We start from the raw sequence: 24,787 nt of genomic DNA on the forward strand, positions 1-24,787 counted from the left end.
AACGGGAAATGATCCGTTTCGGGACGGTCAAGGCGCGATCAAATTCGAACGTTTATTCAATTACCCCGGACTTCCGCTGTTTCCGGTGCTCCCCGTGCTCCCGGTGTTCCCCGCGTTCGGCGCGCCGCCCCGCCGTGACCGGTGCCAGCGTCGCAGCAGGCCCTCGGGAACCTCTTCCGCGGTGAGCGCGAAGACGAGGTGGTCCCGCCAGGCCCCGTCGATGTGCAGATAACGCGGCCGCAGACCCTCCTCGCGGAATCCGAGTTTCTCCACGACGCGGCGGCTGGGCATGTTCTCGGGGCGAATGCAGACCTCGACCCGGTGCAGTCCGACGGTGCGGAAACAGTGGTCCACGGCCATCGCCACGGCCGTCGGCATCACCCCGCGCCCGGCCACCGCCTCGTCCACCCAGTAACCGACGTGCCCGGAGCACATCGAGCCCCAGGTGATGCCGGCCACCGTCAACTGGCCGACCAGCCGGCCCCGGTACTCGATGACGAAGGGCAGCATCCGGCCCGCGTGGGCCTCGGAGCGCAGGTGCCGCACCATCTGGCGGTACGTCGGCCGGTGCGCGATCGGGCCGCCGGGCCCGGGCGGCGGGATGGTGGCCTCCCACGGGCGCAGCCAGTCCCGGTTGCGCCGGTTGACCTCGCGCCAGGTCCGTTGGTCGCGCAGCCTTATCGGCCTCAGGACGACGTCGCCGTCCGTCAGCTCGACGGGCCAGGACGGGCCGTTCAGCTCGCACCCCCACCGCTGGCGGGTCTCGGGTGGTCGCCGCCGCGCAACTGGTCCACGGCGTGCCGCAGCAGCGGCTCCAGCACGGCGAGGCCGTCCCTCACCCCGCCGGAGGAACCCGGCAGGTTGACGATCAGCGTGCTCCCGGCGACTCCGGCCAGTCCCCTGGAGAGCACCGCGGTGGGCACCTTGTCCCGGCCGTACGCCCGGATCGCCTCCGCGATGCCCGGCACCTCGTAGTCGATCACCGCGCGGGTCGCCTCGGGGGTGCGGTCGGTGGGCGAGACGCCGGTGCCGCCGGTCGTGACGATCACGTCGTAGCCCGCGTCGGCGCCCGCGCGGAGGGCGGCTTCGACCGGGTCTCCGTCGGGGACGACCCGGGGGCCGTCGACGGCGAAGCCGAAGCGGCGCAGCCCCTCGGCGACCAGTGGCCCGCCCTTGTCCTCGTAGACACCGGCGGCGGCCCGGTTGGACGCCGTGACGACCAGGGCCGCGTACGGCCCGAGGAGGGCGCCGCCCCACGCCTCTTCCTGCGTCATGACCGGTTCCAGTCGCCGGACTTGCCGCCCGTCTTCTGCTCCACCCGCACGTCCGTGATGACCGCTCCCTTGTCGACCGCCTTGACCATGTCGACCACGGTGAGCGCGGCGACGGAGACCGCGGTCAGCGCCTCCATCTCGACACCCGTGCGATCCGTCGTCTTCACCGTGGCGGTGATCTCCACGGCGTCGTCCGCGACCGACAGGTCCAGTTTCACACCGGAGACCGCCAGCGGGTGGCACAGGGGGATCAGGTCGGGGGTGCGCTTGGCGCCCATGATGCCCGCGATCCGGGCGGTGGCCAGGGCGTCGCCCTTCGGTACGCCCTCGCCGCGCAGCAGCTCGACCACGCGGGGCGCGACGAGGACGCGTCCGCTGGCGCGGGCGGTGCGGGCGGTCACGTCCTTGCCGGACACGTCGACCATCCGGGCGGCGCCCGCCTCGTCGATGTGCGTCAGCCGGTCCTGCGGGTCCTGTCCGCTCCCGGACGGTCGGTCCTGCGTACTCATGCTCGTGTGGCGCTCCCGGTCCTGGCCCGGCGCGGTGCGGCGCGCGGGCCTGCTGTGCGCGACACGGTACCGCCATCGGGGGCCGGTCAGCCGAGCAGGACCACCTCGACCTCGGTGCCGGGCTCGACGGACTCGGTGTCCTCGGGGACGACGATCAGGGCGTTCGCCTGCGCGAGGGCGGCCACGAGGTGGGAGCCGGAGCCGCCGACCGGGGTGACCGATCCGTCGGCGTGACTGCCCCGCAGGAACTGCCGGCGCCCCTTCGGCGAGGTCAGCGCCCGGTTCGCGGCCAGCGACGCGGTCACCGTCGGACGGTGCACGTCGGGCAGGCCCATGAGGGTGCGGATCGCGGGGCGCACGAACAGCTCGAAGGAGACGTACGACGACACCGGGTTGCCGGGCAGCGCGAGCAGCGGGGTGTGGTCCGGGCCGATCGAGCCGAAGCCCTGGGGCTTGCCGGGCTGCATGGCGAGCTTGCGGAAGTCCACGCCGCCGCCCGGCTCGTCCTCGTCGCCGACGTGCGCCAGCGCCTCCTTGACCACGTCGTACGCCCCGACGCTCACGCCGCCGGTGGTGACCATCAGGTCGGCGCGCACCAGTTGGTCCTCGATGGTGGAGCGCAGGGTGTCGGCGTCGTCGGTGACGGCGCCCACCCGGTAGGCGATGGCCCCGGCGTCGCGGGCGGCCGCGGTGAGGGCGAAGCTGTTGGAGTCGTAGATCTGACCGGACGCCAGCCGCTCGTCGGGCTGGACGAGTTCGCTGCCGGTGGAGAGCACCACCACGCGCGGGCGCGGGCGCACCCGTACGGTGCCCCGGCCGATGGCGGCGAGCAGGCCGATCTGCGGCGGGCCGAGCACGGTGCCGGCCGCCAGGGCGCGCTCGCCGGAGCGGACGTCGCTGCCCTTGGCGCGCACGTGCGCGCGTTCCTCGGCCGGCCGGTACACGTGGACGTGGCCCCGGTCGCCCTCCGGCGCCAGGCTGCGGGCGCGCATGCCGGCCACCGGGCCCGCGCCGAGCCCGCCGTCGGTCCACTCCACGGGGACGACCGCCTCGGCGCCGGGCGGCAGCGGGGCGCCGGTCATGATGCGGGCGGCCTGGCCGGGGCCGACGGCGACCGGGTCGGCCTGTCCGGCGGCGACGTCCCCGACGACCTCCAGGACGGCGGGGAACTCCCCGCTGGCGCCCGCGACGTCGGTGACCCGCACCGCGTACCCGTCCATGGAGCTGTTGTCGAACGGCGGCAGGGACAGCGGCACCGTGACGTCGTCGACCAGGACGCAGCCCTGGGCGTCGAGCAGGTTCAGCTCGATGGGGTCCAGGGGACGGACGGTGGCGAGGACGTCGTCCAGGTGCTCCTGGACCGACCACAGCCGGTCCGGGCCGGGGCCCGCGGTGGCGAGGTCGTGACCGGTGTCACGGTGCGCGCTGCTGCTCAACGTCCCTGCATCTCCTCGGCTACGTAACTGCGGAGCCAGGTCCGGAAGTCCGGGCCCAGGTCTTCACGTTCGCATGCGAGTCGGACAATGGCACGCAGGTAGTCGCCGCGGTCGCCGGTGTCATAGCGGCGGCCCTTGAAGACGACGCCGTGCACCGGGCCGCCGGTCTTCTCGTCCGCCGCCAACTGCTGGAGGGCGTCGGTGAGCTGGATCTCGCCGCCGCGGCCGGGCTCCGTGGTGCGGAGTATGCCGAAGATGTTCGGGTCGAGGACGTAGCGGCCGATGATGGCGTAGTTGGACGGGGCGTCGGCCGCGTCCGGCTTCTCGACCAGGCCGCCGACCTTGACGACGTCGCTGTCCTCGGTGGCCTCCACGGCCGCGCAGCCGTAGAGGTGGATCTGCTCCGGCGCGACCTCCATGAGGGCGATCACGCTGCCGCCGTACTGCTCCTGGACGTCGATCATGCGCTGGAGCAGGGGGTCGCGCGGGTCGATCAGGTCGTCGCCGAGCAGGACCGCGAAGGGCTCGTGGCCGACGTGCGGCTCGGCGCACAGCACGGCGTGGCCGAGGCCCTTGGGGTCGCCCTGGCGGACGTAGTGGATCATCGCGAGGTCGCTGGACTCCTGGACCTTGGCGAGGCGGCCCGCGTCGCCCTTCTTCTGGAGGGCGGACTCCAGTTCGTAGTTGCGGTCGAAGTGGTCTTCCAGGGGGCGCTTGTTGCGGCCCGTGACCATGAGGACGTCGCCGAGGCCCGCGGCCACGGCCTCTTCGACCACGTACTGGATCGCCGGCTTGTCGACGACCGGCAGCATCTCCTTGGGAGTGGCCTTGGTGGCCGGCAGGAACCGGGTACCGAGACCGGCTGCTGGGATGACAGCCTTGCTGATCCTGGGGTGGGACTGAGTCATGCGCGCCACCCTATCCGGTGCCTATAGGGAGAATCTGTGACGCGAGGACCTAGACGCTCATATGAGCGCATGAGTGCGGTACAGGAGTCTCCCATGCCCCGGATCGGACCCGCGGACGAACCTGACAAGCGGACATTGCGGCGGGATTTCCTCGCGGCGAGGAACAGGTTGACCCCGGATGACCTGCGGGAAGCCGCCGACGCGCTGGCCCGGCGGGCGCTCGGGCTGCCGGAGGTCGCGGGGGCGCACGCCGTGGCGGCGTACGTCTCCGTGGGCGCCGAGCCGGGCACCCTCGCGCTCCTGGACGCGCTGCGCGCGCGGGGTGTGCGCGTGCTGCTGCCCGCCCTGCTGCCGGACAACGATCTGGACTGGGGCGAGTACACCGGGAGGGACTCCCTCGCGCGCGTGCGGCACGGCGGGCGGATGGAGTTGTCCGAGCCCGCCGGCGAGCGCCTGGGGCCGGACGCGGTGACGCGGGCGGACGTCGTGCTGCTGCCGGGGGTGGCGGTGGACGGCCGCGGCCTGCGTCTCGGGCGCGGCGGCGGGTCGTACGACCGGGTGCTCGCCCGTCTGGAGGCCGCGGGCGCGCGGCCCGCGCTCCTGGTGCTGCTCTACGACCGGGAGGTCGTGGAGCGCGTTCCCGCCGAGCCGCACGACCGGCCGGTGGACGCGGTGGTGACGCCGTCCGGAGTGCGCAGGTTCCGCTGACACCCGGGTGTACGGAAAACGGCCTCCACGCACGCGTGGAGGCCGTTTTCCGTACGACGGGCGCCGGGGCTACGGCTTGAGCACCAGCGTGTCGCTCGTGCTCTCGTCGACTGCCTTCTTCGAGAAGGCCCACGGCAGCAGTTCGCCGTTGGCCCACTTGTCGGTCTGGTCGGTGTAGTGGGCGCTGTAGGCGTGTCCGGAGGCGCCGGTGAGGTTGATCCAGCGGGACTTGTCGAGGTCGCCGAGGTTGACCACCATCCGCATGGACGGCACCCAGATCACCCCGTAGCCGCCGGCCGCGTTCCAGCCGGAGGCGTTGACCGCCGCCTCGCCGCCGCTGAGCTTCCAGGGGCCGCGGTTGAGCGCGTACTTCAGGAAGCCGGGGCCCTCGGTGCCCAGGGTCTGGTTCTTCAGGAACAGGCGGTGCAGCCGGCCCCAGTTCCAGGTGTCGAGGTCCTTGCCGAGCTTGGCGGTCAGTTCCCAGCGGGCGTCGATCATGGCGCGCTTGAACAGGTCGTCGCGGTTGTGGTCGGCGCCCTTGCGGGTGCCGTTGGCGGGCGTCGTCCACCAGTCGCTCTTCGGCTTGTCCATCAGGCCGCGCACGACCTCGAACCAGCGGTCGCCGCCGTCCGGCTGCGCCTGGCCGGGATCGCGCTGGCCGCACTCGCGGACCTTGTTGGTCTTGTCCGCGGGCCCCGTGGTGTTGACCGGGTCGACCCACAGGCACTGGCCCTCGACGCGCAGCTCCTTGGGCAGCTTGTTGCCGAAGGCGAGCTTGAGGATGTTGCGCCAGACGGCGTTGAAGTAGGCCGCGGCGGCGGAGTCGGCGTCCTGGGTGTAGTCCCAGCCCTCCAGCAGCTTCTGGGCCTCGCGGACGTCCTTGTCCTCGACGTCGATCTTCAGCAGCTGCGGCACGAGGAGCTTGGCCATCTCGCTGCTGTTGTCGAGCTGCATCTGCCGCATGTCGTCGGTGGAGATCTTCCCGCCGTCCTTGATCTTCTGCTCGATCAGGGAGGTGATGCGCTGGCTGCGGGCGCCGTAGCCCCAGTCCGTGGTGAGCGTGTACGGGTAGTCGTCCTCGTCGACGACGGCCTGGTTGGCGGTCACGATGTAGCCGCGCTCCGGGTCGTACTCGTAGGGCAGCTCGTCCTGGTCGATGTACTCGCCGGTCCAGCGGTACTTCGGGTCCCAGCCCGGCGCCGGGACCGAGCCGTCGTGGCCCTCGGCGCGCACCGGGATCCGGCCGGGCAGCGTGTAGCCGATGTGCTCGTCGTCGGCGTAGACCAGGTTCTGCGAGGGGACGTCGAAGAGGGTGGCGGCCTCGCGGAAGTCCGACCAGTTCCGCGCCCGGTCGATCGCGAAGACGGCGTCCATCGTGGTGCCGGCCTCCAGCGCGGTCCAGCGCAGGGCCACGCCGTAACCGTCGCCGCGGTCGGGGGCGGCGGTCTCGACGGTGGCCTTCTTGCCGGTCTTCACCAGCTCGTCGTCGCGGTCGGAGAGCAGGGGGCCGTTGTTGGTCTCGCGGACGACGATCTTCTTGGAGTCCCCGCCGGCGACCTTGATGGTCTCCTCGCGCGTCTCGAAGGGGACCACCTTGCCGTCGTACTGGTAACCGTCGCCGGTGATCTTCTCCAGGTAGAGGTCGGTGACGTCGGCGCCGGAGTTGGTCAGGCCCCAGGCGATCTCCTGGTTGTGCCCGATGACCACGCCGGGCATGCCCGCGAAGGTGTAGCCGGCCACGTCGTACTGGCACTTGGCGGAGACGGTGCGGCAGTGCAGGCCCATCTGGTACCAGACGGACGGCAGGGACGGCGACAGGTGCGGGTCGTTGGCCAGCAGCGGCTTGCCGGTGATGGTGTGCTTGCCGGAGACGACCCAGGAGTTGGAGCCGATGCCGTTGCCGTTCACGCCGACGGCCGTGGGGAGGCCGTCCAGGACCTCCTGCAGGCCTCCCAGTTGACCCTGGAGGGCGTCGCCCGAGCCGGAGCCCGTCCCGGTGCCCGTGCCCGTCCCGGTGCCCGTGCCGTCGCCACCGCCGCCCGAGGTGCCGCCGTCGCCGCCGTCGCCGCCGTCGAAGGTCTGGGTGAGCTCGTCGTACTGGCCCTCCTGGACGATCGCCTTGTTGCGGTCGTACGGGTAGGCCGGGTAGAGGTCGGCGATCTGCTTGGGGCCCAGGCGGCTGGTCATCAGGGCGCGGTCGACCTCGTCCTGCATGTTGCCGCGCAGGTCCCAGGCCATCGCCTTGAGCCAGGCCAGCGAGTCGACGGGCGTCCACTCCTGGGGCTTGTAGTCGTTGGTGAAGCCGAGGGCGGCGTACTCCAGGGAGATGTCCGCCCCGTCCTTGCCCTTCAGGTAGGCGTTGACGCCCTTGGAGTAGGCCTGGAGGTACTTCTTGGCGGAGTCCGACAGCTTCTCGTCGTACTCCTTCTTCGCCACCCGGTGCCAGCCCAGGGTGCGCAGGAAGGCGTCGTTGTCGATCTGGCTCTTGCCGAACATCTCCGACAGGCGCCCCGCGGTCATGTGCCGGCGGACGTCCATCTCGTAGAACCGGTCCTGCGCCTGGACGTAGCCCTGCGCCATGAACAGGTCCTCGTCGGTGGAGGCGTAGACCTGCGGGATGCCGTACCCGTCGCGCTGGACGTCGACCGGGCCCGACAGGCCGTCCAGCTTGATCGAGCCCTTGGTCTGCGGGAAGGACGCGCGGACGGTGCTGACCGACCAGTACGCCCCATAGGCGAGACCGCCGATGAGGGCCAGGACCAGCACGAGGACGAGCAGGCGGCCCTTGCGCCCCTTCTTCCTGCCGGACGTGCCGGTACCGGACTGCTGACCCGGGGAGGCGGTGGTGGTGGGGGGCATCGCTGTCCTTGCTGTCCTAACACGAGCGGCAGGGGCGGGCTGTGCTTCGTACGGAGGCCGAGCGCTGAGCGCCGAGCGCTGGAGCAACTCTAGGCGCAGGCCCGGCTCCGCCTTGACGCGGAGTCGGGTACAGGGACGCACGGGCGTTCGATCTTGCCAGGTTCGGCGTCAAGAAAGCGTCAAGAGTTAGGTAAGGTAACGAAGTAGTTGCCCGTGCAGCACAGCGGATTCGTGTGTCATGGAGGGTGTGCCCGGCGCACAACGCGGGCGCGTTCGCCCACGCTGTGATCCGTGCTGTGCGCCAGGGAAGGGAACGGCCGCTGACTGTCCACCACCTCAACCAGCTCCTGCTCGTCTGCTCGCTCGTCCTGCTCATCGCCGTGGCGGCGGTCCGGATCTCCTCGCGCAGCGGGCTCCCCAGCCTGCTCGTCTACCTGGCCATCGGCATCGCCATGGGCCAGGACGGCATCGGCGACATCAAGTTCGACAACGCCGAACTGGTCCAGGTCATCGGGTACGGGGCCCTCGTCGTGATCCTGGCCGAGGGCGGCCTCGGCACGAAGTGGAAGGAGGCGAAACCGGCCCTCCCGGCCGCCTCCGCGCTGGCCCTCGCCGGAGTCGCGGTGAGCGTCGGCGTGACCGCGACGGGCGCGCACTACCTGACGGGGCTGGAGTGGCGGCAGGCACTCATCATCGGGGCCGTGGTCTCCTCCACCGACGCCGCGGCCGTCTTCTCCGTGCTGCGCCGGATCCCGCTGCCCAAGCGGATAACGGGCACGCTGGAGGCCGAGTCCGGCTTCAACGACGCCCCCGTGGTCATCCTCGTGGTCGCCTTCTCCACGGCGGGACCGATCGCGCACTGGTACGTGCTGCTCGGCGAGATCGCCCTGGAGCTGGCCATCGGCGCGGCCATCGGACTCGCGGTCGGCTGGCTCGGGGCCTGGGGACTCAAGCACGTCGCGCTGCCCGCCTCCGGCCTCTACCCCATCGCCGTCATGTCGATCGCCATCGCCGCCTACGCGGCCGGCGCCATGGCCCACGGCAGCGGCTTCCTGGCCGTCTACCTCGCCTCCATGGTGATGGGCAACGCGCGGCTGCCGCACTGGCCCGCCACCCGGGGGTTCGCCGACGGGCTCGGCTGGCTCGCCCAGATCGGCATGTTCGTCCTGCTCGGCCTGCTGGTCACCCCGCACGAGCTGGGCGACGACATCCTGCCCGCGCTCGTCATCGGCCTGGTGCTCACCATGGTCGCGCGCCCGCTGAGCGTCGTGCTGTGCCTGGTGCCCTTCCGGGTGCCCTGGCAGGAGCAGGCCCTGATGTCGTGGGCCGGGCTGCGGGGCGCGGTGCCCATCATCCTGGCGACGATCCCGATGGTGCAGGGCGTCGCGGGCAGCCACCGCATCTTCAACATCGTCTTCGTGCTGGTCGTCGTCTACACCCTGGTGCAGGGTCCGACGCTGCCCTGGCTGGCCCGCAAGCTGCGGCTCGGCAAGGGCGACGAGGCGGCCGACCTCGGCATCGAGTCCGCGCCCCTGGAGCGGCTGCGCGGGCACCTGCTGTCGGTGACGATCCCCGAGGGCTCCCGGATGCACGGCGTCGAGGTCAACGAGCTGCGGCTGCCCACGGGGGCGGCCGTCACACTGGTCGTCCGCGACGGGACGTCCTTCGTGCCGCTGCCCACCACGGGACTGCGCCGCGGGGACGAACTCCTGGTGGTCGCCACCGACCCGGTCCGGGACGCCGCCGAGGCGCGGCTGCGCGCGGTCGGCCACGGCGGCAAGCTGGCCGGCTGGCTGGGCACCGGTCAGGCCGAGGGGGCCCGCCGCAATCGCAGGTGAGCACGGGAGGGGTGCGCCCTTTCACAGGCCGCGCCCCTCCCGCCCCCTGTACGATGAAGGCCGCACCTGATCGAACCACCTCTGTCTGAAGCAGAGCTGGCGCGACCGTATGGCGGTCGGATCGCCCCCTCATCCACGCGGGCTCCGGCATCTACCGCAGTCCGCGCGAGTGGACAGCTCTCGGCGCTCCCGCACGACGCCCGCACGGGGCCGGGACCGCGCCACCAGGCGGCAGAAAGGCACGGGCCGTGGCATCCACGGTCACCCGTCCGGGATACGGGCAGCTGCTGCGCACCAGCGGCGCCTGGACGTTCCTGCTCCCCGGCTTCGCGGCACGCCAGCCGTTCGCGATGCTGACCCTCTCCATCGTGCTGCTGGTGCAGCACACCACCGGCTCCTACGGCGTCGCCGGCGCCGCCGCGGCCGTCACCGGCGTCTCCATGGCCCTGTTCGCCCCCTACGGCGGACGGCTCGCCGACCGCTACGGGCAGCGCGCCGTCCTGCTGCCCGGGGTGCTGGTGCACGCGGCGTCGGGGCTGACCCTGACCTTCCTCGCGCTCGCCGACGCGCCCCTGTGGGCGCTCTTCCTGGCGGCCGTGCCCACCGGCGCCTCGGTGCCGCAGGTCGGGCCGATGGTGCGGGCCCGCTGGGCCGCGAAGCTCAAGGACTCCCCCCTGATGAGCACCGCGGCCGCCTTCGAGTCCGTCACCGACGAGCTGACCTTCGTTCTCGGCCCCCTGGTGGCGACCGCCCTGTGCACCTCCGTCGACCCCGCCGCGGGCCTGCTCACGGAGGCCGCGCTCACCCTGGTGGGCGGTTTGCTGTTCGCCGCGCGGAAGAGCACCCAGCCCGTCGTCGGCGGCGCCGACGACGGCCACGCGCGCGTGGAGCACGTTTCCGCGCTGCGCGTCCCCGGTGTACGGGTCCTGATCGTGGCCTTCCTGGGCATCGGTTCCGTCTTCGGCGGCATGCAGGTGTCGCTGGCCGCCTTCACCGAGTCGATCGGCGAGCCCGGCCTGAACGGCGTCCTGTACGGCGTCTTCGCCGCGGGCAACATGATCTCCGGCCTGGCCTGCGGCGCCATCGCCTGGAAGGTGGCCCCGCAGCGGCGCCTCCTGGTCGGCTACACCGCCCTCGCGCTGACCGCGTCCGGTCTGTGGGCCGCGCACTCGGTGCTCGTGCTGGCCGGCCTCGGCCTGCTGGTGGGCATGTGCGTCGCGCCCGCCATCGTCACCGGCTACACCCTGGTCGAGGGGCTGGTGCCGGCGGGTGCCCGCACCGAGGCCTTCACCTGGCTGACCGGCGCCGTCGCGCTGGGCCAGGCGGCGGCCGTGACCGTCGCCGGGCAACTGGAGGACCGCTTCCGGGACGGCGCGGGGTTCCTCGTGCCGATGGGCGGCACGGTGCTCGCGCTGGCGGTCCTGGTGACGCTGCGCTCGCGGCTGGCGACCCGGTCCCCGGGCCGTACGGTGGCGCGTGGTGTCGGTCACCGCGCGCCCGCCGCAGTGGACTGATCCCGCGGAATACGTCACTATGGACCGTCGTTAGCACTCATCGAGTGAGAGTGCCAGGAGGAAGACAGTGCCGACGTACCAGTACCAGTGCACCGAGTGCGGCGAGGGCCTCGAGGCGGTGCAGAAGTTCACCGACGACGCCCTCACCGAGTGCCCGAACTGCCAGGGTCGCCTGAAGAAGGTGTTCTCGGCGGTCGGCATCGTCTTCAAGGGCTCCGGTTTCTACCGCAACGACAGCCGTGGCAGCTCGTCGAGCAGCTCGCCCGCGTCGTCGTCCTCGAAGGCGTCCTCTTCTTCGTCCTCCTCGGACTCCGGCTCGTCGTCCTCGGGCTCCTCGTCCTCGGGCTCCGGCTCGTCGTCGGGCTCGGGCAGCTCCTCCGCGAGCACCAGCGCCGCGTAGGGCCCCTGCGGGCACCGCTTCTCACGGGACCCTGTCGTCGTCCGACGGCGGGGTCCCCGGCGTTGCGCGGGGCGGCTAGGGTGCGGGCATGGCAGACAACGCGAAGGCCGAGGACGGGCGGGCCGAGGGTGTGCGGGCCGAGATAGGTGTGATCGGGGGCTCCGGGTTCTACTCGTTCCTCGACGACGTGACCGAGGTCCGCGTGGACACCCCCTACGGGCCGCCCAGCGACTCCCTCTTCCTCGGCGAGATCGCCGGCCGGCGGGTCGCCTTCCTCCCCCGCCACGGTCGCGGCCACCATCTGCCGCCGCATCGGATCAACTACCGCGCCAACCTGTGGGCGCTGCGCTCGGTCGGTGCCCGCCAGGTCTTCGGCCCGTGCGCGGTCGGCGGCCTGCGCCCCGAGTACGGGCCCGGAACGCTGCTGGTGCCGGACCAGTTCGTCGACCGCACGAAGTCCCGCCCGTCGACCTACTTCGACGGGCTGCCGACGCCCGACGGCGCGGTGCCCAACGTGGTGCACGTGTCGCTGGCCGACCCCTACTGCCCCACCGGACGCGCCGCCGCGCTGAAGGCGGCCCGGGGACGGGACTGGGAGGCGGTGGACGGCGGCACCCTGGTCGTGGTCGAGGGGCCGCGCTTCGGCACCCGCGCGGAGTCCCTGTGGCACCGGGCGCAGGGCTGGTCGGTGGTGGGCATGACCGGCCACCCGGAGGCGGCACTCGCCCGTGAACTGGAGCTCTGCTACACCTCCCTGACCCTCGTGACCGACCTGGACGCCGGTGCGGAGAGCGGCGAGGGCGTCTCGCACGAGGACGTGCTGCGGGTGTTCGCGGCCAACGTGGACCGGCTGCGGGGCGTGCTGTTCGACGCCGTGGCCACGCTGCCGACGACCGATGACCGGAGCTGCCCGTGCGGGGAGGCGCTGGGCGGAATGGATCCGGGGATCGCGCTGCCGTAGCGGAGGACCACGTTCCGGCGAGGGAGTTGTCCACAGCCGGGCAGTGGTCCACGGGCCTCGGCGGGGTCCGGCGGAAAGCGTCATCGTGGGAGCGCAAGCCGGTCCCTCGTCACAGGTGGTGATCACCGTGTTCCGTCCCGCCCTGCCCTCCCCCTCGCTGCCGCCCTCCCCTTCCGTCGTCCCCTCCCCCGGCTCCCTCACCGACTCCTCCGCCGCCTCCTTCGCCCCGCCTCCTCCCTCGGACGCCCTTCCCTCCCCGCTTCCGGCCGGCGCCGACGCGCCGCCCACCTGCGAGGTCCCGCACTTCGCCCCGGTGCGGGTGCGCGGCGGGCGCCACCGGCTGCACGCGCTCGTGCGGCACCGGCGGCGCGCCCTCGCCGTCGGGCTCGCCGTCACGGCCGCGGCGCTGGTGGCGGCGGGGCCGCACCCCGGGAGCGGTGGGCAGGAGACGCGGCGCGCACGCGGGCATCCGGTGGCCGGGCCGACGGAGGAGCCGGTGGGCGAGCCCGGGCGCGAGCGGCACGGCACCCGGCTCGTGGCGGCGCCGGTGCGGATCGCCGACGCGGCCACGGTGCGGCTGCTCAGGCCGGGCGACCGTGTCGACGTCGTCGCGACCGGGGACGGCGGTGCGGGCGACGCCCTGGTGCTCGCGCGTGGGGTGCGGGTGACGGAGGTGCCCGAGCCCGTGGAGGACGCGGCGGCGGGCGGGGCGCTGGTCGTGGTCTCCGTGCCGCGCGCCACCGCTCACCGGCTGGTCGGCGCCGCTACCACGGCACGGCTGGCGGTGACCCTGTGCTGAGGGTGTCAAGTCACTCGTTCGTGGGACCGGATTGGACAGGACGGCCCAACGCTGTCGTAGGTTTCGAGGCGTTTGGTCTCTACACCTGTTCGAGCGAGGAGTGCTCCCCCCGTGAGCGAGAAGAACGGACCGAGTGTCTGGCAGGGCTTCAAGGCCTTCCTGATGCGCGGCAACGTCATCGACCTGGCGGTGGCGGTCGTCATCGGTGCCGCCTTCACCAAGATCGTCAACTCGGTGGTGGAGGGAGTCATCAATCCACTGGTCGGGGCGTTCGGCACCCAGAGCCTGGACGGTTACAGCTCCTGCCTGAAGGGCCCCTGCACCGGCACGGGAGACAGCGCGACGGGCGTGCGCATCCAGTGGGGCTCGGTGCTGGGTGCCACCCTCACGTTCCTGATCACGGCGGCCGTCGTCTACTTCCTGATGGTGCTGCCCATGTCGAAGTACCTGGCCCGGCAGGAGGCCCGCCGCAAGGCCAAGGAGAGCGCCGAGGAGGTCATCGAGGTCTCCGAGCTGGAGGTGCTCAAGGAGATCCGCGACGAGCTGATCTCCCAGCGCGGCTCGGGGCAGGACCGCTCGTAGCGCTTCAGATGTGGTGGGGCGGCTTCTCGTCGAGGAAGCGCTTCAGGTCGGCCGCGCTGTCGGCCTCGGGCCGCTCGCCCCAGCCGCGGTCGGTGTCGTCCGAGGTCTGCTGGTCCAGCGGGTCGTCGAAGACCAGCGCGGGCCGGGGCGCGCGGGGCTCGGGCTCGGGGGTGGTACTCATGGCTCCAGGGTACGGCCCGCGCCGTGACCCCGGTCCGGTCCCGGGCGGGCCCGCAAGCACGTCCACGCCGTCTCTGCTGTGCTGGGAGCCATGATGTCCAGTCCCTCCTCCGCGAGCGCGCCCTCCGCCCCGCCGCCCGACGGCCACCCTCCGGTGCGGCGGCTGAAGGCCCGTCCCCGGCACGAGCCGCATCGCGTCGCCACGCCGCTGGAGCTCTTCTTCGACCTGTGCTTCGTCGTCGCCATCGCCCAGGCCGGCGTCCAGTTGGTGCACTCCGTCGCCGGGGGGCACGCCGGACAGGGCGTCCTCAACTACGCGATGGTCTTCTTCGCCATCTGGTGGGCCTGGATGAACTTCGCCTGGTTCGCCTCGGCCTACGACAACGACGACGTGCTCTACCGGGTCGTCACCCTGGTGCAGATCGCCGGGGTGCTGGTCCTGGCGGCGGGAGTCTCCCGGGCGTTCCAGGACCACGACTGGGCGGCCGTGATCATCGGCTACGCGATCATGCGGGTGGCCATGTCCGCGCAGTGGCTGCGGGCGGCGCGTGCGGCCGGCGGGGCGGAGCGGGCGATGGCGCTGAGATACGCCGGTGGCGTGCTGCTCTGCCAGGTCGGCTGGCTGGGGCTGCTGTTCCTGCCGGAGGGCGGCCGGGGCTGGCTGTTCCTGGCGATGGTGGTGCTGGAGCTGTGCGTGCCGGCGTTCGCCGAGCGCAGGCACGCCTCGTCCTGGCATCCGCACCACATCTCCGAGCGGTACGGGCTGCTCACGATCATCGTGCTCGGCGAGACCATCGCCGCGGCCACGGTCGCGGTGAAGTCGGGCATCGAGGAGAACGACGCGCTGGGCGAGGTCCTGCCGATCGCGGCCGGCGGGCTGCTCATCGTCTTCGCGGCCTGGTGGATCTACTTCGTGGTTCCCGTCCACAGCCATCTGCGGTCCAACAGACAGTCCTTCCTGTGGGGATACGGCCACTATCTGGTGTTCGCCTCGGCGGCGGCGATCGGGGCGGGGCTGGAGGTGGCGGTGGAGCAGGCCGTGGGCAAGGCGCACGTCTCGGCGCTCGCGGCGTCCTTCGCGGTGACCCTGCCGACCGCCGTCTTCCTGCTCACGGTGTGGGCGCTGCACGCGCGGCATTTCAAGGTGGGCGTCGCCGAGCAGCTCGTCCTGCCGACAGCCGCGCTGCTGGTCCTCGCCTGCACCTTCCTGGGCGGCGGGGAGGCGGTGCTCGTGGCGGGGATCGTGCTGGCGCTGGCCGTCGCGGCCGGGGTGACGCTGACCGCGCGGCGGACCGGACGGGAGCGGAGGGCCGCGGCACCGGCTGCCTAGGAGCAGTTCGGGCCGCCTGAGGAGCAGTTCCCGCCGTCCGAGGAGCAGTTCCCGCCGCCTGGGGAACAGTTCCCGCCGCCTGAGGAGCCGGACGGCCGTCTGAGGGCGGCTCCGCGTCTGCCGCGCCGCGGAGCGTCGTCGGCTGCGGTTCCGCGGTGGGTGGCTGGACGAGACTGGCCGTATGACAGTTGACGCGTTGACGGATGTGGCCGGTCTGCGGGTGGGGCATGCGACGCGTGCCGGCGACGGATGGCTGACCGGGACGACGGTGGTGCTCGCGCCGGAGGGCGGGGCGGTCGCCGGGGTGGATGTGCGCGGCGGCGGCCCCGGCACCAAGGAGACCGACGCCCTCGATCCGCGCAACCTCGTGCAGAAGGTGCAGGCGGTGGTGCTGACCGGTGGCAGCGCCTACGGGCTCGACGCGGCGTCGGGGGTGATGGCCTGGCTGGAGGAGCGGGGACACGGCGTGCGGGTCGGCCCCGACCCGGCGCACGTGGTGCCGGTGGTGCCCGCGGCCTGCGTCTTCGACCTGGGGCGCGGGGGCGACTTCGGGGCCCGGCCGGACGCGGCCACCGGATACGCGGCGGCCGAGGCGGCCCACGCGAGCGCGCCGGGCGCCCACGTCGCCGAGGGGTGTGTCGGGGCGGGCACCGGTGCCGTGGTCGGCGCGCTGAAGGGCGGGGTGGGCACCGCGAGCACGGTGCTGGACTCGGGGATCACGGTGGCGGCGCTGGTCGTGGCCAACGCGGCGGGGTCGGCGGTGGATCCGGAGACGGGGGCGCTGTACGGGGAGTTGTTCCGGGGCGGTCGGGTGGCGTACCCGGCGCCGGACGTCCACGGGGCCGCGCGGCGGCGGCTGGCCGAGGCCGCGGCGAGGAACGCGCCGCCGCCGCTGAACACCACGCTCGCCGTGGTCGCCACCGACGCCGGCCTGTCCAAGGCGCAGGCGCAGAAGCTGGCCGGCACCGCGCACGACGGCATCGCGCGTGCCGTACGGCCGGTGCACCTGCTCAACGACGGCGACACGGTGTTCGCGATGGCCACCGGGGAGCGTCCGCTCGACGCCGGGCAGCCGCTCGCGCTCAACGAGGTGCTGGCGGCCGGCGCGGACGTGGTGACGCGGGCGATCGTGCGGGCGGTCCGGGCCGCCGAGCCGGTGGACGGTCCGGGCGGGGCCTGGCCGTCGTACGGGGAGCTGTACGGGGAGTCCGGGGAGGCGTGAGGGCGAAAGGGCTGAACGGAGAGCTGGACGAGGCGGGGGCACGGGGGGCCTGAACGGGGGTGGACGAGGCGGGGGCACGAGGGGCCTGAACGGGGGTGGACGAGGCGGGGCACGGGGGGCCTGAACGGGGGTGGGCGAGGGTGTGAACGGGCGGTCGTCCGGGGCCGGTTGCACCGTGCGCGTAGCGATTGTCCGCGTTTTGTCACGTGTCGCCGCAGCGGGCGGCCGACGGGAACCCCACGGGCCGCCGGGGCCCTCTACACCGCTGAAGCGCACACCGCACAACACCCGAACCTGGAGCAGCCCGTGACAACGCCGGACATAGCCACGCGGCGCGTACTGGGGGCCTGTGCCGCCCTGGTGGTCGGCGCCTTCACCCTCACCGCCTGCGGCGGAAGCGCCAGCGCCGACACCACGAAGGACGGCAAGGGCGGCGCCGGGTCCGCCGACACCTCGGTCGCCAAGCTCGTGATCTCGGCCGAGGACGGCTCGACCGGCGCCTCGATCAACTCGACCGGCGTGAAGGTCAGCGACGGCACGCTGACCGAGGTGAAGATGACCGTCGCGGAGACGGGCGCCGCCGTGCCGGGCACGGTGTCGGGCGACGGCGGGAGCTGGAAGCCGAAGGAGCAGTTGGAACGCGGCACGAAGTACCAGATCACCGCGCGTGCAAAGGACGCCGACGGCCGCCCGGCCGCCGCCGACTCGGTCTTCACGACGGTCTCCACGCAGAACAGCTTCGTCGGCACGTACACCCCGGACGGCGGCAGCACGGTCGGGGTGGGGATGCCGGTGTCGTTCACGTTCGACAAGGCGATCACCGACCGGAAGAGCGTCCAGTCGCACATCACGGTCACTTCCAGCAGCGGGCAGAAGGTGGCCGGGCACTGGTTCGGCGCGCAGCGGCTCGACTTCCGGCCCGAGGAGTACTGGAAGGCCGGCTCCAAGGTCACGATGAAGATCGACCTGGACGGGGTGGAGGGCGCGAACGGCCTCTACGGCGTGCAGAAGAAGACGGTGACCTTCACCGTGGGCCGCGCGCAGGTCTCCACGGTGGACGTGAACACGCAGACCATGACGGTGGTGCGCGACGGCAAGACGCTCAAGTCGGTCCCGATCTCGGCGGGCAGCGCCGCGAACCCCACGTACAACGGGCAGATGGTGATCTCGGAGAAGTCCGAGCAGACCCGCATGAACGGGTCGACGGTCGGGTTCGGCGGTGAGTACGACATCCCGGACGTGCCGCACGCGATGCGGCTGAGCCAGTCCGGCACCTTCATCCACGGCAACTACTGGTACAGCCGCGGCAATCCGCCCTTCGGCTCCCAGGGCACCAGCCACGGCTGTGTCGGACTCGCGGACGCCCAGGGCGCGCAGGGCGACACCCCGGGCAAGTGGTTCTACGACAACTCTCTGATCGGGGACGTCGTGATCGTCAAGAACTCCCCCGACGACACGGTCGCACCGGACAACGGCCTCAACGGCTGGAACATGCCGTGGAGCGAGTGGATCGCCGGAAGTGAGGCCTGACCCGCCTGTGAGCAGGCTTTTTTGACGCTTCGTCGGGCCGCGCGGGAACTTTTCGCGCGGCCCCCGCGTTTTTCGTGCGTACGTTTTCCCGGTTCCCGCCCACGACGCCCGAAGGGGGGCTACGGTATGCACCCACAAGGTGACATGCAGCAACGCCGGGAGAAACCTTGAGCGTTCCGTACGAGACCGCAGCGTACGAACCACCCGAGTCGCCCGAGTCTCCGGAGGAGCACCTCATGCGACTGCTCGGTCGCGCACTGAACTCCTTCGAGCTTCCCGACGAGATCCTGCGGCGGCTGGACTGCGCGCTGGCGCACGACGGTTCGCTGCACTCCGCGCACCACAGCGCGGGTCTGCACCGCGAGACGTACCGCCACACCTGGCTGCTCCCCGACGGCTCCGCGCTCACCCTGTGGGAGCTGGTCCACAACACCGCCCCGGGCAGCGAGCCGCAGCACGAGGTCTACGTCGACGAGGAGGAGCTGCGGGCCGCCGGCTCCCGGCTGGCGCTCCAGCCGGACACGCCCGATTTCGAGCTGCCGGCGCAGGTGCCGTTGTCGCCCGTCCCCGCCCCGCGCCACACGTACGTCCCCGACGCCTCGGCGGACCACGCCCGTCGGCTGCTGCGCCGCGCGGAGAACGCGGACCGGCCCGGGGCCGACCTCGCCGAGCGGCTGTCGACGGCGTGCGGGCACCAGATCACCCAGGCCTTCGGCGGTCCCGGCCGCGCGGGCCGCGCCCGGATCGGCTTCTCGCTCTACGAGCACGCGTTCCTGCTGCGCGACGGCGTCGAGGTCTCCCTGTGGGAGGTCGAGCACACCGCCACGCCGGACGGGCGGCACATGTGCGAGGTGTACGACAGCGAGGAGACGGCTCGCCTCGCGATGGAGCGGCGCGCGGCACGGGTGTCCCCGTAGCGCGCACCGCTCCCGTCCGGTCCCGTCCGGTCCCGTCCGGTGCCTCAGGCGGCGACCGGCTGCTTCTCCCCCGGCGCGGGGGCCGACGGGTCCGCGCCGTCCGGTCCCTGGGCCGCCGCTCCCGGCGCCGCCCTGCGCAGCCCCTTGAGGACGATCACCAGCGCCGCGGTGACGGCGACACCGGCCGCGACGGCGACCAGGTAGAGCAGTGGGTTGCCGATCAGCGGCACCACGAAGATGCCGCCGTGCGGTGCGCGCAGCGTCGCCCCGAAGGCCATCGACAGGGCACCGGTGACCGCACCGCCCGCCATCGACGCCGGGATGACGCGCAACGGGTCGGCCGCGGCGAACGGGATCGCGCCCTCGGAGATGAAGGAGGCGCCCAGGACCCAGGCGGCCTTGCCGTTCTCGCGCTCGGCGGCGTTGAAGAGCCGGCCGCGCACCGTGGTGGCCAGCGCCATCGCCAGCGGCGGGACCATGCCGGCCGCCATGACCGCCGCCATGATCTTCATCGCGGGGTCGCTGGGGCTGGCGACCGCGATGCCCGCGGTGGCGAAGGTGTAGGCGACCTTGTTGACCGGGCCGCCGAGGTCGAAGCACATCATCAGGCCGAGCAGCGCGCCGAGCAGGATCGCGTTGGCCCCGGACAGGCCGCTGAGCCAGTCGGTCATCGCCGACTGCGCGGACGCGATGGGCTTGCCGATCACGACGAACATCAGGAAGCCGACGACCGCCGCCGAGATCAGCGGGATCACCACCACCGGCATGATGCCGCGCAGCGCCTTCGGTATGCGGATCCGCTGGATCGCCAGCACCACCGCACCGGAGATCAGACCGGCCGCCAGTCCGCCGAGGAAGCCGGCGTCGACGGTGAGCGCGATCGAGCCGCCGACGAAACCGGGGACCAGGCCCGGCCGGTCGGCCATGCCGTAGGCGATGTAGCCGGCCAGCACCGGGACGAGGAAGGCGAAGGCCACGCCCCCGATCTGGAACAGCAGCGCGCCCCAGCTGTCCGCCTGGGTCCACACGAAGTGGTCCATCACGGAGGGCGCCTTGTTGATCTCGTAGCCGCCGATCGCGAAGCCGAGGGCGATCAGCAGACCGCCGGCGGCGACGAACGGGACCATGTAACTGACGCCGGACATGAGCCATGTGCGGAGCTTGGTGCCGTAGCCCTCGCCGGGCTCGCCGCCGCGTTCGACGGGTGTCGCGTCCGGGGACCGCGTCGCGTCCGGGGAGGCGGCGGCGACCTCGCCGCGGGCCGCCTTGTCGCGGACCTCGCGGATCAGCTCGCCCGGCCGGTTGATGGCCGCCTTGACGCCGGTGTCGACGGTGGGCTTCCCGGCGAAGCGGTCCTTCTCGCGCACGGCCACGTCGTGGGCGAGGATCACGCCGTCCGCCGCCGCGACGACCTCGGGGTCGAGCCGGGTGAAGCCGGCCGAGCCCTGGGTCTCGACGACGACTTCGACGCCCGCCTCGCGGCCGGCGTTCTCCAGCGACTCGGCCGCCATGTAGGTGTGCGCGATGCCGGTGGGGCAGGAGGTGACGGCGACGATCCGGAACGGACGCGCGGGCCCGGCCGGCTCCGGCGTCCCCTCGTCGGCGACCGTGGCGGGCCCGGCGGAGGCCGCCGCCGGGCCCGCCACGGAGTCCCGGCCGCCTTCCGGACCGGCGTCCGCCGCGTCCGCCGCGGGCGCCCCGGCAGCGGCCGGTTCCTCCCCGCGGATCAGCGCGGCGGCGCCCGCCGCGTCGCCCACCGAGCGCAGCGCGGCGGTGAACTCGGCGTTCATCAGCTGCCGGGCCAGGGCGGAAAGGATCGTCAGGTGGGCGTCGTCGGCGCCCGCCGGAGCGGCGATCAGGAAGATCAGGTCGGCCGGTCCGTCCGCCGCCCCGAAGTCGACGCCGGCCGCGCTGCGCCCGAAGGCGAGGGTCGGCTCGGTGACGTGCTCGCTGCGGCAGTGCGGGATGCCGATGCCGCCGTCCAGGCCGGTCGGCATCTGCGCCTCGCGGGCGGCCACGTCGGCGAGGAAGCCCTCCAGGTCGGTCACCCGCCCCAGGGCCGTCATCCGCTCCGCGAGGGCACGCGCCGCCGCTTCCTTGGTGTCGGCGGACAGGTCGAGGTCGACCAGATCCGCGGTGATCATGTCGCTCATCGCGGGCTCCTTAGCTCGCGTATCGCCCGGAACGTGGGGTGAGGGGCGGGGGCGGGGAGGGGGACGGGGGCACAGCGGTGGGGGCTGGGGACGGCCCCGGGGAGGAGGCCGTGAGCGGGGTGGAAGGTCATGCCGCCGGCACCCCCGGGAGGCGGTCCACCAGGACGCGGTCCAGGGGCACCTCGGCGGTGACCGTGACGGCCGCCGGGTCCAGGTCCTGCGGCGTCGGCATCACGCTGCCGGGCAACTGGACGGCCGCGGCACCGTGCGCGACGGCGGAGGCGAGGGCGCCGGGGCCGCTCCCCCCGGCGACGAGGAACCCCGCGAGGGAGGAGTCCCCGGCGCCGACGTTGCTGCGTACGGCGTCCACGCGGGCGGTGCCGAACCAGGTGCCCGCGTCGTCCACGAGCAACTGCCCGTCGGCGCCCAGGCTGGCGAGCACGGACCCGGCGCCCCGCTCCCGCAGTTCCTCGGCGGCCTTCACGGCGTCGCCGACCGTGGCCAGGGGCCGGCCGACGGCCTCGGCCAGTTCCTCGGCGTTCGGCTTGACCACGTCAGGCCGTTCGCGCAGCGCCCTCAGCAGGGCGGGCCCGGAGGTGTCCAGGGCGATGCGGACCCCGGCGGCGTGGGCACGGGCGACCAGGTCGGCGTACCAGGACGGGGCGAGTCCGCGGGGCAGGCTGCCGCAGCAGGCGATCCAGTCCGCGCCGGGCGACTGGCGCCGTACGGTCTCCAGGAGCAGTTCCCGTTCGGCCGGGGAGAGTTCGGGGCCCGGCGCGTTGATCTTCGTCAGGACGCCGTCGGCCTCGGCGAGCGCGATGTTGGAGCGGGTGGGTCCGGTGATCGGGACCGGCGCCACCTCGATGCCCTGCGCGTCGAGCAGTTCGGCGACGAGGGCGCCCGGTGCCCCGCCCAGCGGCAGCACGGCGACGGTGCGCTGCCCTGCGGCGGTCACCGCGCGCGAGACGTTCACGCCCTTGCCGCCGGGGTCGACCCGTTCGCCGGTGGCGCGGACGACCTCGCCGCGGTCGAGGGAGGGCACCTCGTAGGTGCGGTCCAGCGACGGGTTGGGGGTGACGGTCAGGATCATGCGCGTACCACTTCCGTGCCGGCGCGCTCGATGTCGCCCGCGTCCTCGGGGGTCAGTCCGGTGTCGGTGATGAGCAGGTCCACGTCGTCCAGGGCGCCGAAGCGGGCGAAGTGTTCCTGCGCGAACTTGGAGGAGTCGGCGAGCAGCACCACGCGCCGGGCGGCGGTCAGGGCGGCCCGCTTGACGGCGGCCTCGGCGAGGTCGGGGGTGGTCAGGCCGTGTTCCACGGAGAACCCGTTGGCGGCCACCACGGCCACGTCGGCGCGGATCTCGCCGTACGCGCGCAGCGCCCAGGCGTCCACGGCGGCGCGGGTGCGGTGCCGTACGCGTCCGCCGACGATGTGGAGCTGGATGCCGGGGTGGTCGGCGAGGCGGGCCGCGATGGGCAGGCTGTGGGTGACCACGGTCAGCGAGGTCTCCCGCGGGATCGCCGCGGCCATGCGGGCCACGGTGGAACCGGCGTCGAGGATCATCGTGCCCTCGGCCGGCAGTTCCGCCAGGGCCGCCCTGGCGATGCGGTCCTTCTCGTCGGCGGCCGTGGACTCGCGCTCGGCGAGGTCCGGTTCGAAGTCGAGCCGTCCGGCGGGGATCGCGCCGCCGTGCACGCGGCGGAGCAGACCGGCGCGGTCGAGGGCCTTGAGGTCCCGGCGGATCGTCTCCGCCGTCACCTGGAACTCCTCGGCCAGCGACACCACGTCCACCCGGCCGCCGTCCCGGGCGAGCCGGAGGATCTCCTGCTGCCGCTCCGGTGCGTACATGACCGTTCACCTCCGACTCGTGTCCGAACCTGTGGTTTTCCCGGGAGGCTACGCCCGCTTGTCCGGAATGTAAACACGAAGTGGAAACGATCGGACCCGAGCAGGCATGACCGGGCATCGGCTGGACGGGAAGCGGGCCCGGCACTTCCGTGCCGGGCCCGCTTCCCGTCGGCCGGGTCCTCGTCGGTCGGCCGACCCCCGCCGGTCGACCACGAGGACCGGCCGACGTCGGCCCGGTCTCCGCCGGGCTCCGGTCCGGTCTCAGACCAGGACGGGCTCCTTCTCCTCCGTCCGGTCCTCCGCACCGCCGCCTTCCCCGTGCCGAGCCGGCCGCCCGGGCAGCGCGAACATCAGCAGGAAGATCGCGGCCAGCACCCCGGCCACCCAGCCCAGCGCGTTCTGGAAGGCGTCCACGTAGGCCGGTCCGATGCGGGCGGGGGTGAGGTGGTCGCTCATCGTGCCGAAGAAGACCACCGACACGAGGCCGAGACCGAGCGCGTTGCCCATCTGCTGCACGGTGTTGATGAGCCCCGACGCCGCCCCGGCGTGCTCGCGCGGCACCTGGGAGAGCACCGCGTCGGTCAGCGGCGCGACGATCAGGCCCATGCCGAGGCCCATCACGGCCAGCGGCAGCGCCATCTGCCAGGAGGTGATGGCGAGCCCGTAGTGCCCGGACTCCCAGACGTAGAGGAGCACCCCGGCCGCCATCACCAGCGCGCCCGTCTGCAGCACCTTGCGCCCGAAGCGCGGGACCAGTTTCTGCACCGAGACCCCGGCGGCCGTGGAGACGGCGATCGAGAACGGTACGCCGGTCAGGCCGGCCCGCAGCGGGCTCCAGCCGAGCCCCACCTGCATGTACAGCGTCCACACCAGGAAGAAGACGCCCAGTCCGACGCCGAAGACGGTCTGCACGGCGATCCCGGCCGCGAAGCTCTTCACCTTGAACAGCGACAGCTCCACCAGCGGCGAACCGTCCCGCGCGCTCTTGCGCCGCTCGTAGGCGACCAGGGCCGCGAGGACCACGACCGAACCGGCCATCGAGAGGTGGCCCCACAGCGGCCAGCCCAGCTCCTCGCCCCGGGTGAGCGGGTAGATCAGCATGAGCAGCCCGAGGGTGACCAGGGCGACCCCGACCAGGTCGAGTTTCAGGGCGCGCGGCGCCTTGGACTCCGTGATGAAGCGGCTGCCGAGGACGAGGCCCGCGATGCCGACCGGCAGGTTGATGAGGAAGATGGGCCGCCACTCGAGCCCGAAGAGGTTCCACTCGGTGAGCAGGGCGCCCAGCAGCGGACCGGAGACGGCGCCGAGTCCGACGATCGCGCCGAACAGCCCGAAGACCTTGCCGCGTTCGTGCGCCGGGAAGGTGGCGTGCACGATCGACAGCACCTGCGGAACCATCAGCGCCGCCATGCCGCCCTGGAGGATGCGGGAGGCGACCAGCATCTCCGGGTTCACGGCGAAGCCGCACAGCGCCGAGGCGAGGGTGAAGCCGCCGATGCCGACGAGGAAGACCCGCTTGCGGCCGTGGATGTCGCCGAGCCGCCCGCCGGTGATCAGGCCGGCCGCGAAGGCGAGGGCGTATCCGGCGGTGATCCACTGGATCTGGCTGAAGGAGGCCCCCTCGTCCTGCTGGATCGAGGGGATGGCGATGTTGACGATGGTGACGTCTACCAGGTCCATGAACGCCGCGGTCATCACGATCGCGAGCGCGAACCAGCGGCGGCGGTCGCCCGTTCCGCCCGCCGCGGCGGGCGGAACGGGGGCCGGTTCCGGGGTGTGCGTGGAGGTCATGGGAGAAACCTAGGAGGGCGGTAGGTCA

The 24,787-nt window shown here is 72.7% G+C and carries 22 protein-coding genes; 11 read left to right on the forward strand and 11 right to left on the reverse strand.

The window, feature by feature from the left end:
* Positions 1-60: 60 nt before the first annotated feature.
* The 5 genes from Sdi02f_RS13695 to galU form a co-directional block, all read right to left on the reverse strand.
* The gene (locus Sdi02f_RS13695; RefSeq protein ID WP_030399415.1) at positions 61-738 is read right to left on the reverse strand and encodes a GNAT family N-acetyltransferase; all 678 of its coding nucleotides are present in this window, start codon (positions 736-738) and stop codon (positions 61-63) included.
* Positions 735-1,274, reverse strand: a complete 540-nt coding sequence (locus Sdi02f_RS13700; RefSeq protein ID WP_051783152.1) for a MogA/MoaB family molybdenum cofactor biosynthesis protein — start codon at positions 1,272-1,274, stop codon at positions 735-737. The genes Sdi02f_RS13695 and Sdi02f_RS13700 overlap by 4 nt, the downstream gene beginning before the upstream one ends.
* A complete protein-coding gene (gene moaC, locus Sdi02f_RS13705) occupies positions 1,271-1,783 on the reverse strand; it encodes a cyclic pyranopterin monophosphate synthase MoaC (RefSeq protein ID WP_030399232.1) in 513 nt (170 codons plus the stop codon). Before moaC ends, Sdi02f_RS13700 begins: the two co-directional genes overlap by 4 nt.
* Before the next feature lie 86 nt (positions 1,784-1,869).
* Entirely contained in the window at positions 1,870-3,219 is a 1,350-nt protein-coding gene (gene glp, locus Sdi02f_RS13710) for a molybdotransferase-like divisome protein Glp (RefSeq protein WP_030399233.1), read from the reverse strand.
* On the reverse strand, positions 3,216-4,127 hold the full coding sequence (gene galU / locus Sdi02f_RS13715) for a UTP--glucose-1-phosphate uridylyltransferase GalU (RefSeq protein WP_030399234.1): 912 nt from the start codon (positions 4,125-4,127) through the stop codon (positions 3,216-3,218). Before galU ends, glp begins: the two co-directional genes overlap by 4 nt.
* 93 nt (positions 4,128-4,220) lie before the next feature.
* Between galU and Sdi02f_RS13720 the strand changes: the two genes are divergently transcribed.
* On the forward strand, positions 4,221-4,835 hold the full coding sequence (locus Sdi02f_RS13720) for a 5-formyltetrahydrofolate cyclo-ligase (RefSeq protein ID WP_031087192.1): 615 nt from the start codon (positions 4,221-4,223) through the stop codon (positions 4,833-4,835).
* A 69-nt stretch (positions 4,836-4,904) separates the two neighbouring features.
* On the opposite strand, the gene Sdi02f_RS13725 is transcribed toward Sdi02f_RS13720, so the two are convergent.
* Positions 4,905-7,694, reverse strand: coding sequence for a penicillin acylase family protein (locus tag Sdi02f_RS13725; RefSeq protein ID WP_108933327.1), 2,790 nt, complete (start codon positions 7,692-7,694; stop codon positions 4,905-4,907).
* Positions 7,695-7,981: 287 nt separating this feature from the next.
* Between Sdi02f_RS13725 and Sdi02f_RS13730 the strand changes: the two genes are divergently transcribed.
* The 6 genes from Sdi02f_RS13730 (at position 7,982) to mscL (ending at position 13,788) form a co-directional block, all read left to right on the forward strand.
* Positions 7,982-9,532, forward strand: a complete 1,551-nt coding sequence (locus Sdi02f_RS13730; RefSeq protein WP_030399237.1) for a potassium/proton antiporter — start codon at positions 7,982-7,984, stop codon at positions 9,530-9,532.
* 248 nt (positions 9,533-9,780) lie between these two features.
* Positions 9,781-11,046 carry an MFS transporter gene (locus Sdi02f_RS13735; RefSeq protein WP_030399238.1) on the forward strand — a complete coding sequence of 422 codons (1,266 nt, stop codon included), beginning with the start codon at positions 9,781-9,783 and terminating at the stop codon, positions 11,044-11,046.
* Positions 11,047-11,113: 67 nt separating this feature from the next.
* On the forward strand, positions 11,114-11,446 hold the full coding sequence (locus tag Sdi02f_RS13740) for an FmdB family zinc ribbon protein (protein ID WP_030399239.1): 333 nt from the start codon (positions 11,114-11,116) through the stop codon (positions 11,444-11,446).
* A gap of 88 nt (positions 11,447-11,534) precedes the next feature.
* Positions 11,535-12,407 carry an S-methyl-5'-thioadenosine phosphorylase gene (locus tag Sdi02f_RS13745; RefSeq protein WP_051783154.1) on the forward strand — a complete coding sequence of 291 codons (873 nt, stop codon included), beginning with the start codon at positions 11,535-11,537 and terminating at the stop codon, positions 12,405-12,407.
* Between the two features lie 313 nt (positions 12,408-12,720).
* A complete protein-coding gene (locus tag Sdi02f_RS13750; protein ID WP_037800566.1) occupies positions 12,721-13,206 on the forward strand; it encodes a CpaB family protein in 486 nt (161 codons plus the stop codon).
* Between the two features lie 111 nt (positions 13,207-13,317).
* Positions 13,318-13,788, forward strand: coding sequence for a large conductance mechanosensitive channel protein MscL (gene mscL / locus Sdi02f_RS13755; RefSeq protein WP_108933328.1), 471 nt, complete (start codon positions 13,318-13,320; stop codon positions 13,786-13,788).
* A gap of 4 nt (positions 13,789-13,792) precedes the next feature.
* On the opposite strand, the gene Sdi02f_RS13760 is transcribed toward mscL, so the two are convergent.
* A complete protein-coding gene (locus tag Sdi02f_RS13760) occupies positions 13,793-13,969 on the reverse strand; it encodes a hypothetical protein (protein WP_037824264.1) in 177 nt (58 codons plus the stop codon).
* A 93-nt stretch (positions 13,970-14,062) separates the two neighbouring features.
* Here Sdi02f_RS13760 and Sdi02f_RS13765 point away from each other — a divergent pair, with 93 nt between their 5' ends.
* The 4 genes from Sdi02f_RS13765 (at position 14,063) to Sdi02f_RS13780 (ending at position 18,967) form a co-directional block, all read left to right on the forward strand.
* Entirely contained in the window at positions 14,063-15,298 is a 1,236-nt protein-coding gene (locus tag Sdi02f_RS13765) for a low temperature requirement protein A (RefSeq protein WP_030399243.1), read from the forward strand.
* A 181-nt stretch (positions 15,299-15,479) separates the two neighbouring features.
* On the forward strand, positions 15,480-16,520 hold the full coding sequence (locus Sdi02f_RS13770; RefSeq protein ID WP_108933329.1) for a P1 family peptidase: 1,041 nt from the start codon (positions 15,480-15,482) through the stop codon (positions 16,518-16,520).
* A 306-nt stretch (positions 16,521-16,826) separates the two neighbouring features.
* Positions 16,827-18,050 carry a L,D-transpeptidase gene (locus Sdi02f_RS13775; protein ID WP_108933330.1) on the forward strand — a complete coding sequence of 408 codons (1,224 nt, stop codon included), beginning with the start codon at positions 16,827-16,829 and terminating at the stop codon, positions 18,048-18,050.
* Positions 18,051-18,217: 167 nt separating this feature from the next.
* A complete protein-coding gene (locus Sdi02f_RS13780) occupies positions 18,218-18,967 on the forward strand; it encodes a DUF6227 family protein (RefSeq protein ID WP_030399246.1) in 750 nt (249 codons plus the stop codon).
* Between the two features lie 44 nt (positions 18,968-19,011).
* On the opposite strand, the gene Sdi02f_RS13785 is transcribed toward Sdi02f_RS13780, so the two are convergent.
* From Sdi02f_RS13785 to Sdi02f_RS13800, 4 genes are all read right to left on the reverse strand, one after another.
* Positions 19,012-21,120 carry a PTS fructose transporter subunit IIABC gene (locus Sdi02f_RS13785; RefSeq protein ID WP_108933331.1) on the reverse strand — a complete coding sequence of 703 codons (2,109 nt, stop codon included), beginning with the start codon at positions 21,118-21,120 and terminating at the stop codon, positions 19,012-19,014.
* 127 nt (positions 21,121-21,247) lie between these two features.
* Positions 21,248-22,210: a 1-phosphofructokinase gene (gene pfkB, locus Sdi02f_RS13790; RefSeq protein ID WP_055468432.1), complete on the reverse strand. Its 963-nt coding sequence runs from the start codon at positions 22,208-22,210 to the stop codon at positions 21,248-21,250.
* Entirely contained in the window at positions 22,207-22,968 is a 762-nt protein-coding gene (locus Sdi02f_RS13795; protein ID WP_030399249.1) for a DeoR/GlpR family DNA-binding transcription regulator, read from the reverse strand. Before Sdi02f_RS13795 ends, pfkB begins: the two co-directional genes overlap by 4 nt.
* A gap of 261 nt (positions 22,969-23,229) precedes the next feature.
* Positions 23,230-24,759: an MFS transporter gene (locus Sdi02f_RS13800; protein WP_053637597.1), complete on the reverse strand. Its 1,530-nt coding sequence runs from the start codon at positions 24,757-24,759 to the stop codon at positions 23,230-23,232.
* Between the last annotated feature and the right edge of the window lie 28 nt (positions 24,760-24,787).

This window comes from Streptomyces ardesiacus, from assembly GCF_003112575.1.
Taxonomy (GTDB): Bacteria; Actinomycetota; Actinomycetes; order Streptomycetales; family Streptomycetaceae; genus Streptomyces; species Streptomyces ardesiacus.

What these genes read in the sequence shown, in the direction of transcription:
- Sdi02f_RS13700 (WP_051783152.1), bottom strand. Translation starts at nt 1,274, where the DNA reads ATGACGCAGGAAGAGGCGTGGGGCGGCGCCCTCCTCGGGCCGTACGCG.
- moaC (WP_030399232.1), bottom strand. Translation starts at nt 1,783, where the DNA reads ATGAGTACGCAGGACCGACCGTCCGGGAGCGGACAGGACCCGCAGGAC.
- galU (WP_030399234.1), bottom strand. Translation starts at nt 4,127, where the DNA reads ATGACTCAGTCCCACCCCAGGATCAGCAAGGCTGTCATCCCAGCAGCC.
- Sdi02f_RS13720 (WP_031087192.1), top strand. Translation starts at nt 4,221, where the DNA reads ATGCCCCGGATCGGACCCGCGGACGAACCTGACAAGCGGACATTGCGG.
- Sdi02f_RS13725 (WP_108933327.1), bottom strand. Translation starts at nt 7,694, where the DNA reads ATGCCCCCCACCACCACCGCCTCCCCGGGTCAGCAGTCCGGTACCGGC.
- Sdi02f_RS13745 (WP_051783154.1), top strand. Translation starts at nt 11,535, where the DNA reads ATGGCAGACAACGCGAAGGCCGAGGACGGGCGGGCCGAGGGTGTGCGG.
- Sdi02f_RS13760 (WP_037824264.1), bottom strand. Translation starts at nt 13,969, where the DNA reads ATGAGTACCACCCCCGAGCCCGAGCCCCGCGCGCCCCGGCCCGCGCTG.
- Sdi02f_RS13765 (WP_030399243.1), top strand. Translation starts at nt 14,063, where the DNA reads ATGTCCAGTCCCTCCTCCGCGAGCGCGCCCTCCGCCCCGCCGCCCGAC.
- Sdi02f_RS13770 (WP_108933329.1), top strand. Translation starts at nt 15,480, where the DNA reads ATGACAGTTGACGCGTTGACGGATGTGGCCGGTCTGCGGGTGGGGCAT.
- Sdi02f_RS13785 (WP_108933331.1), bottom strand. Translation starts at nt 21,120, where the DNA reads ATGAGCGACATGATCACCGCGGATCTGGTCGACCTCGACCTGTCCGCC.
- pfkB (WP_055468432.1), bottom strand. Translation starts at nt 22,210, where the DNA reads ATGATCCTGACCGTCACCCCCAACCCGTCGCTGGACCGCACCTACGAG.
- Sdi02f_RS13795 (WP_030399249.1), bottom strand. Translation starts at nt 22,968, where the DNA reads ATGTACGCACCGGAGCGGCAGCAGGAGATCCTCCGGCTCGCCCGGGAC.
- Sdi02f_RS13800 (WP_053637597.1), bottom strand. Translation starts at nt 24,759, where the DNA reads ATGACCTCCACGCACACCCCGGAACCGGCCCCCGTTCCGCCCGCCGCG.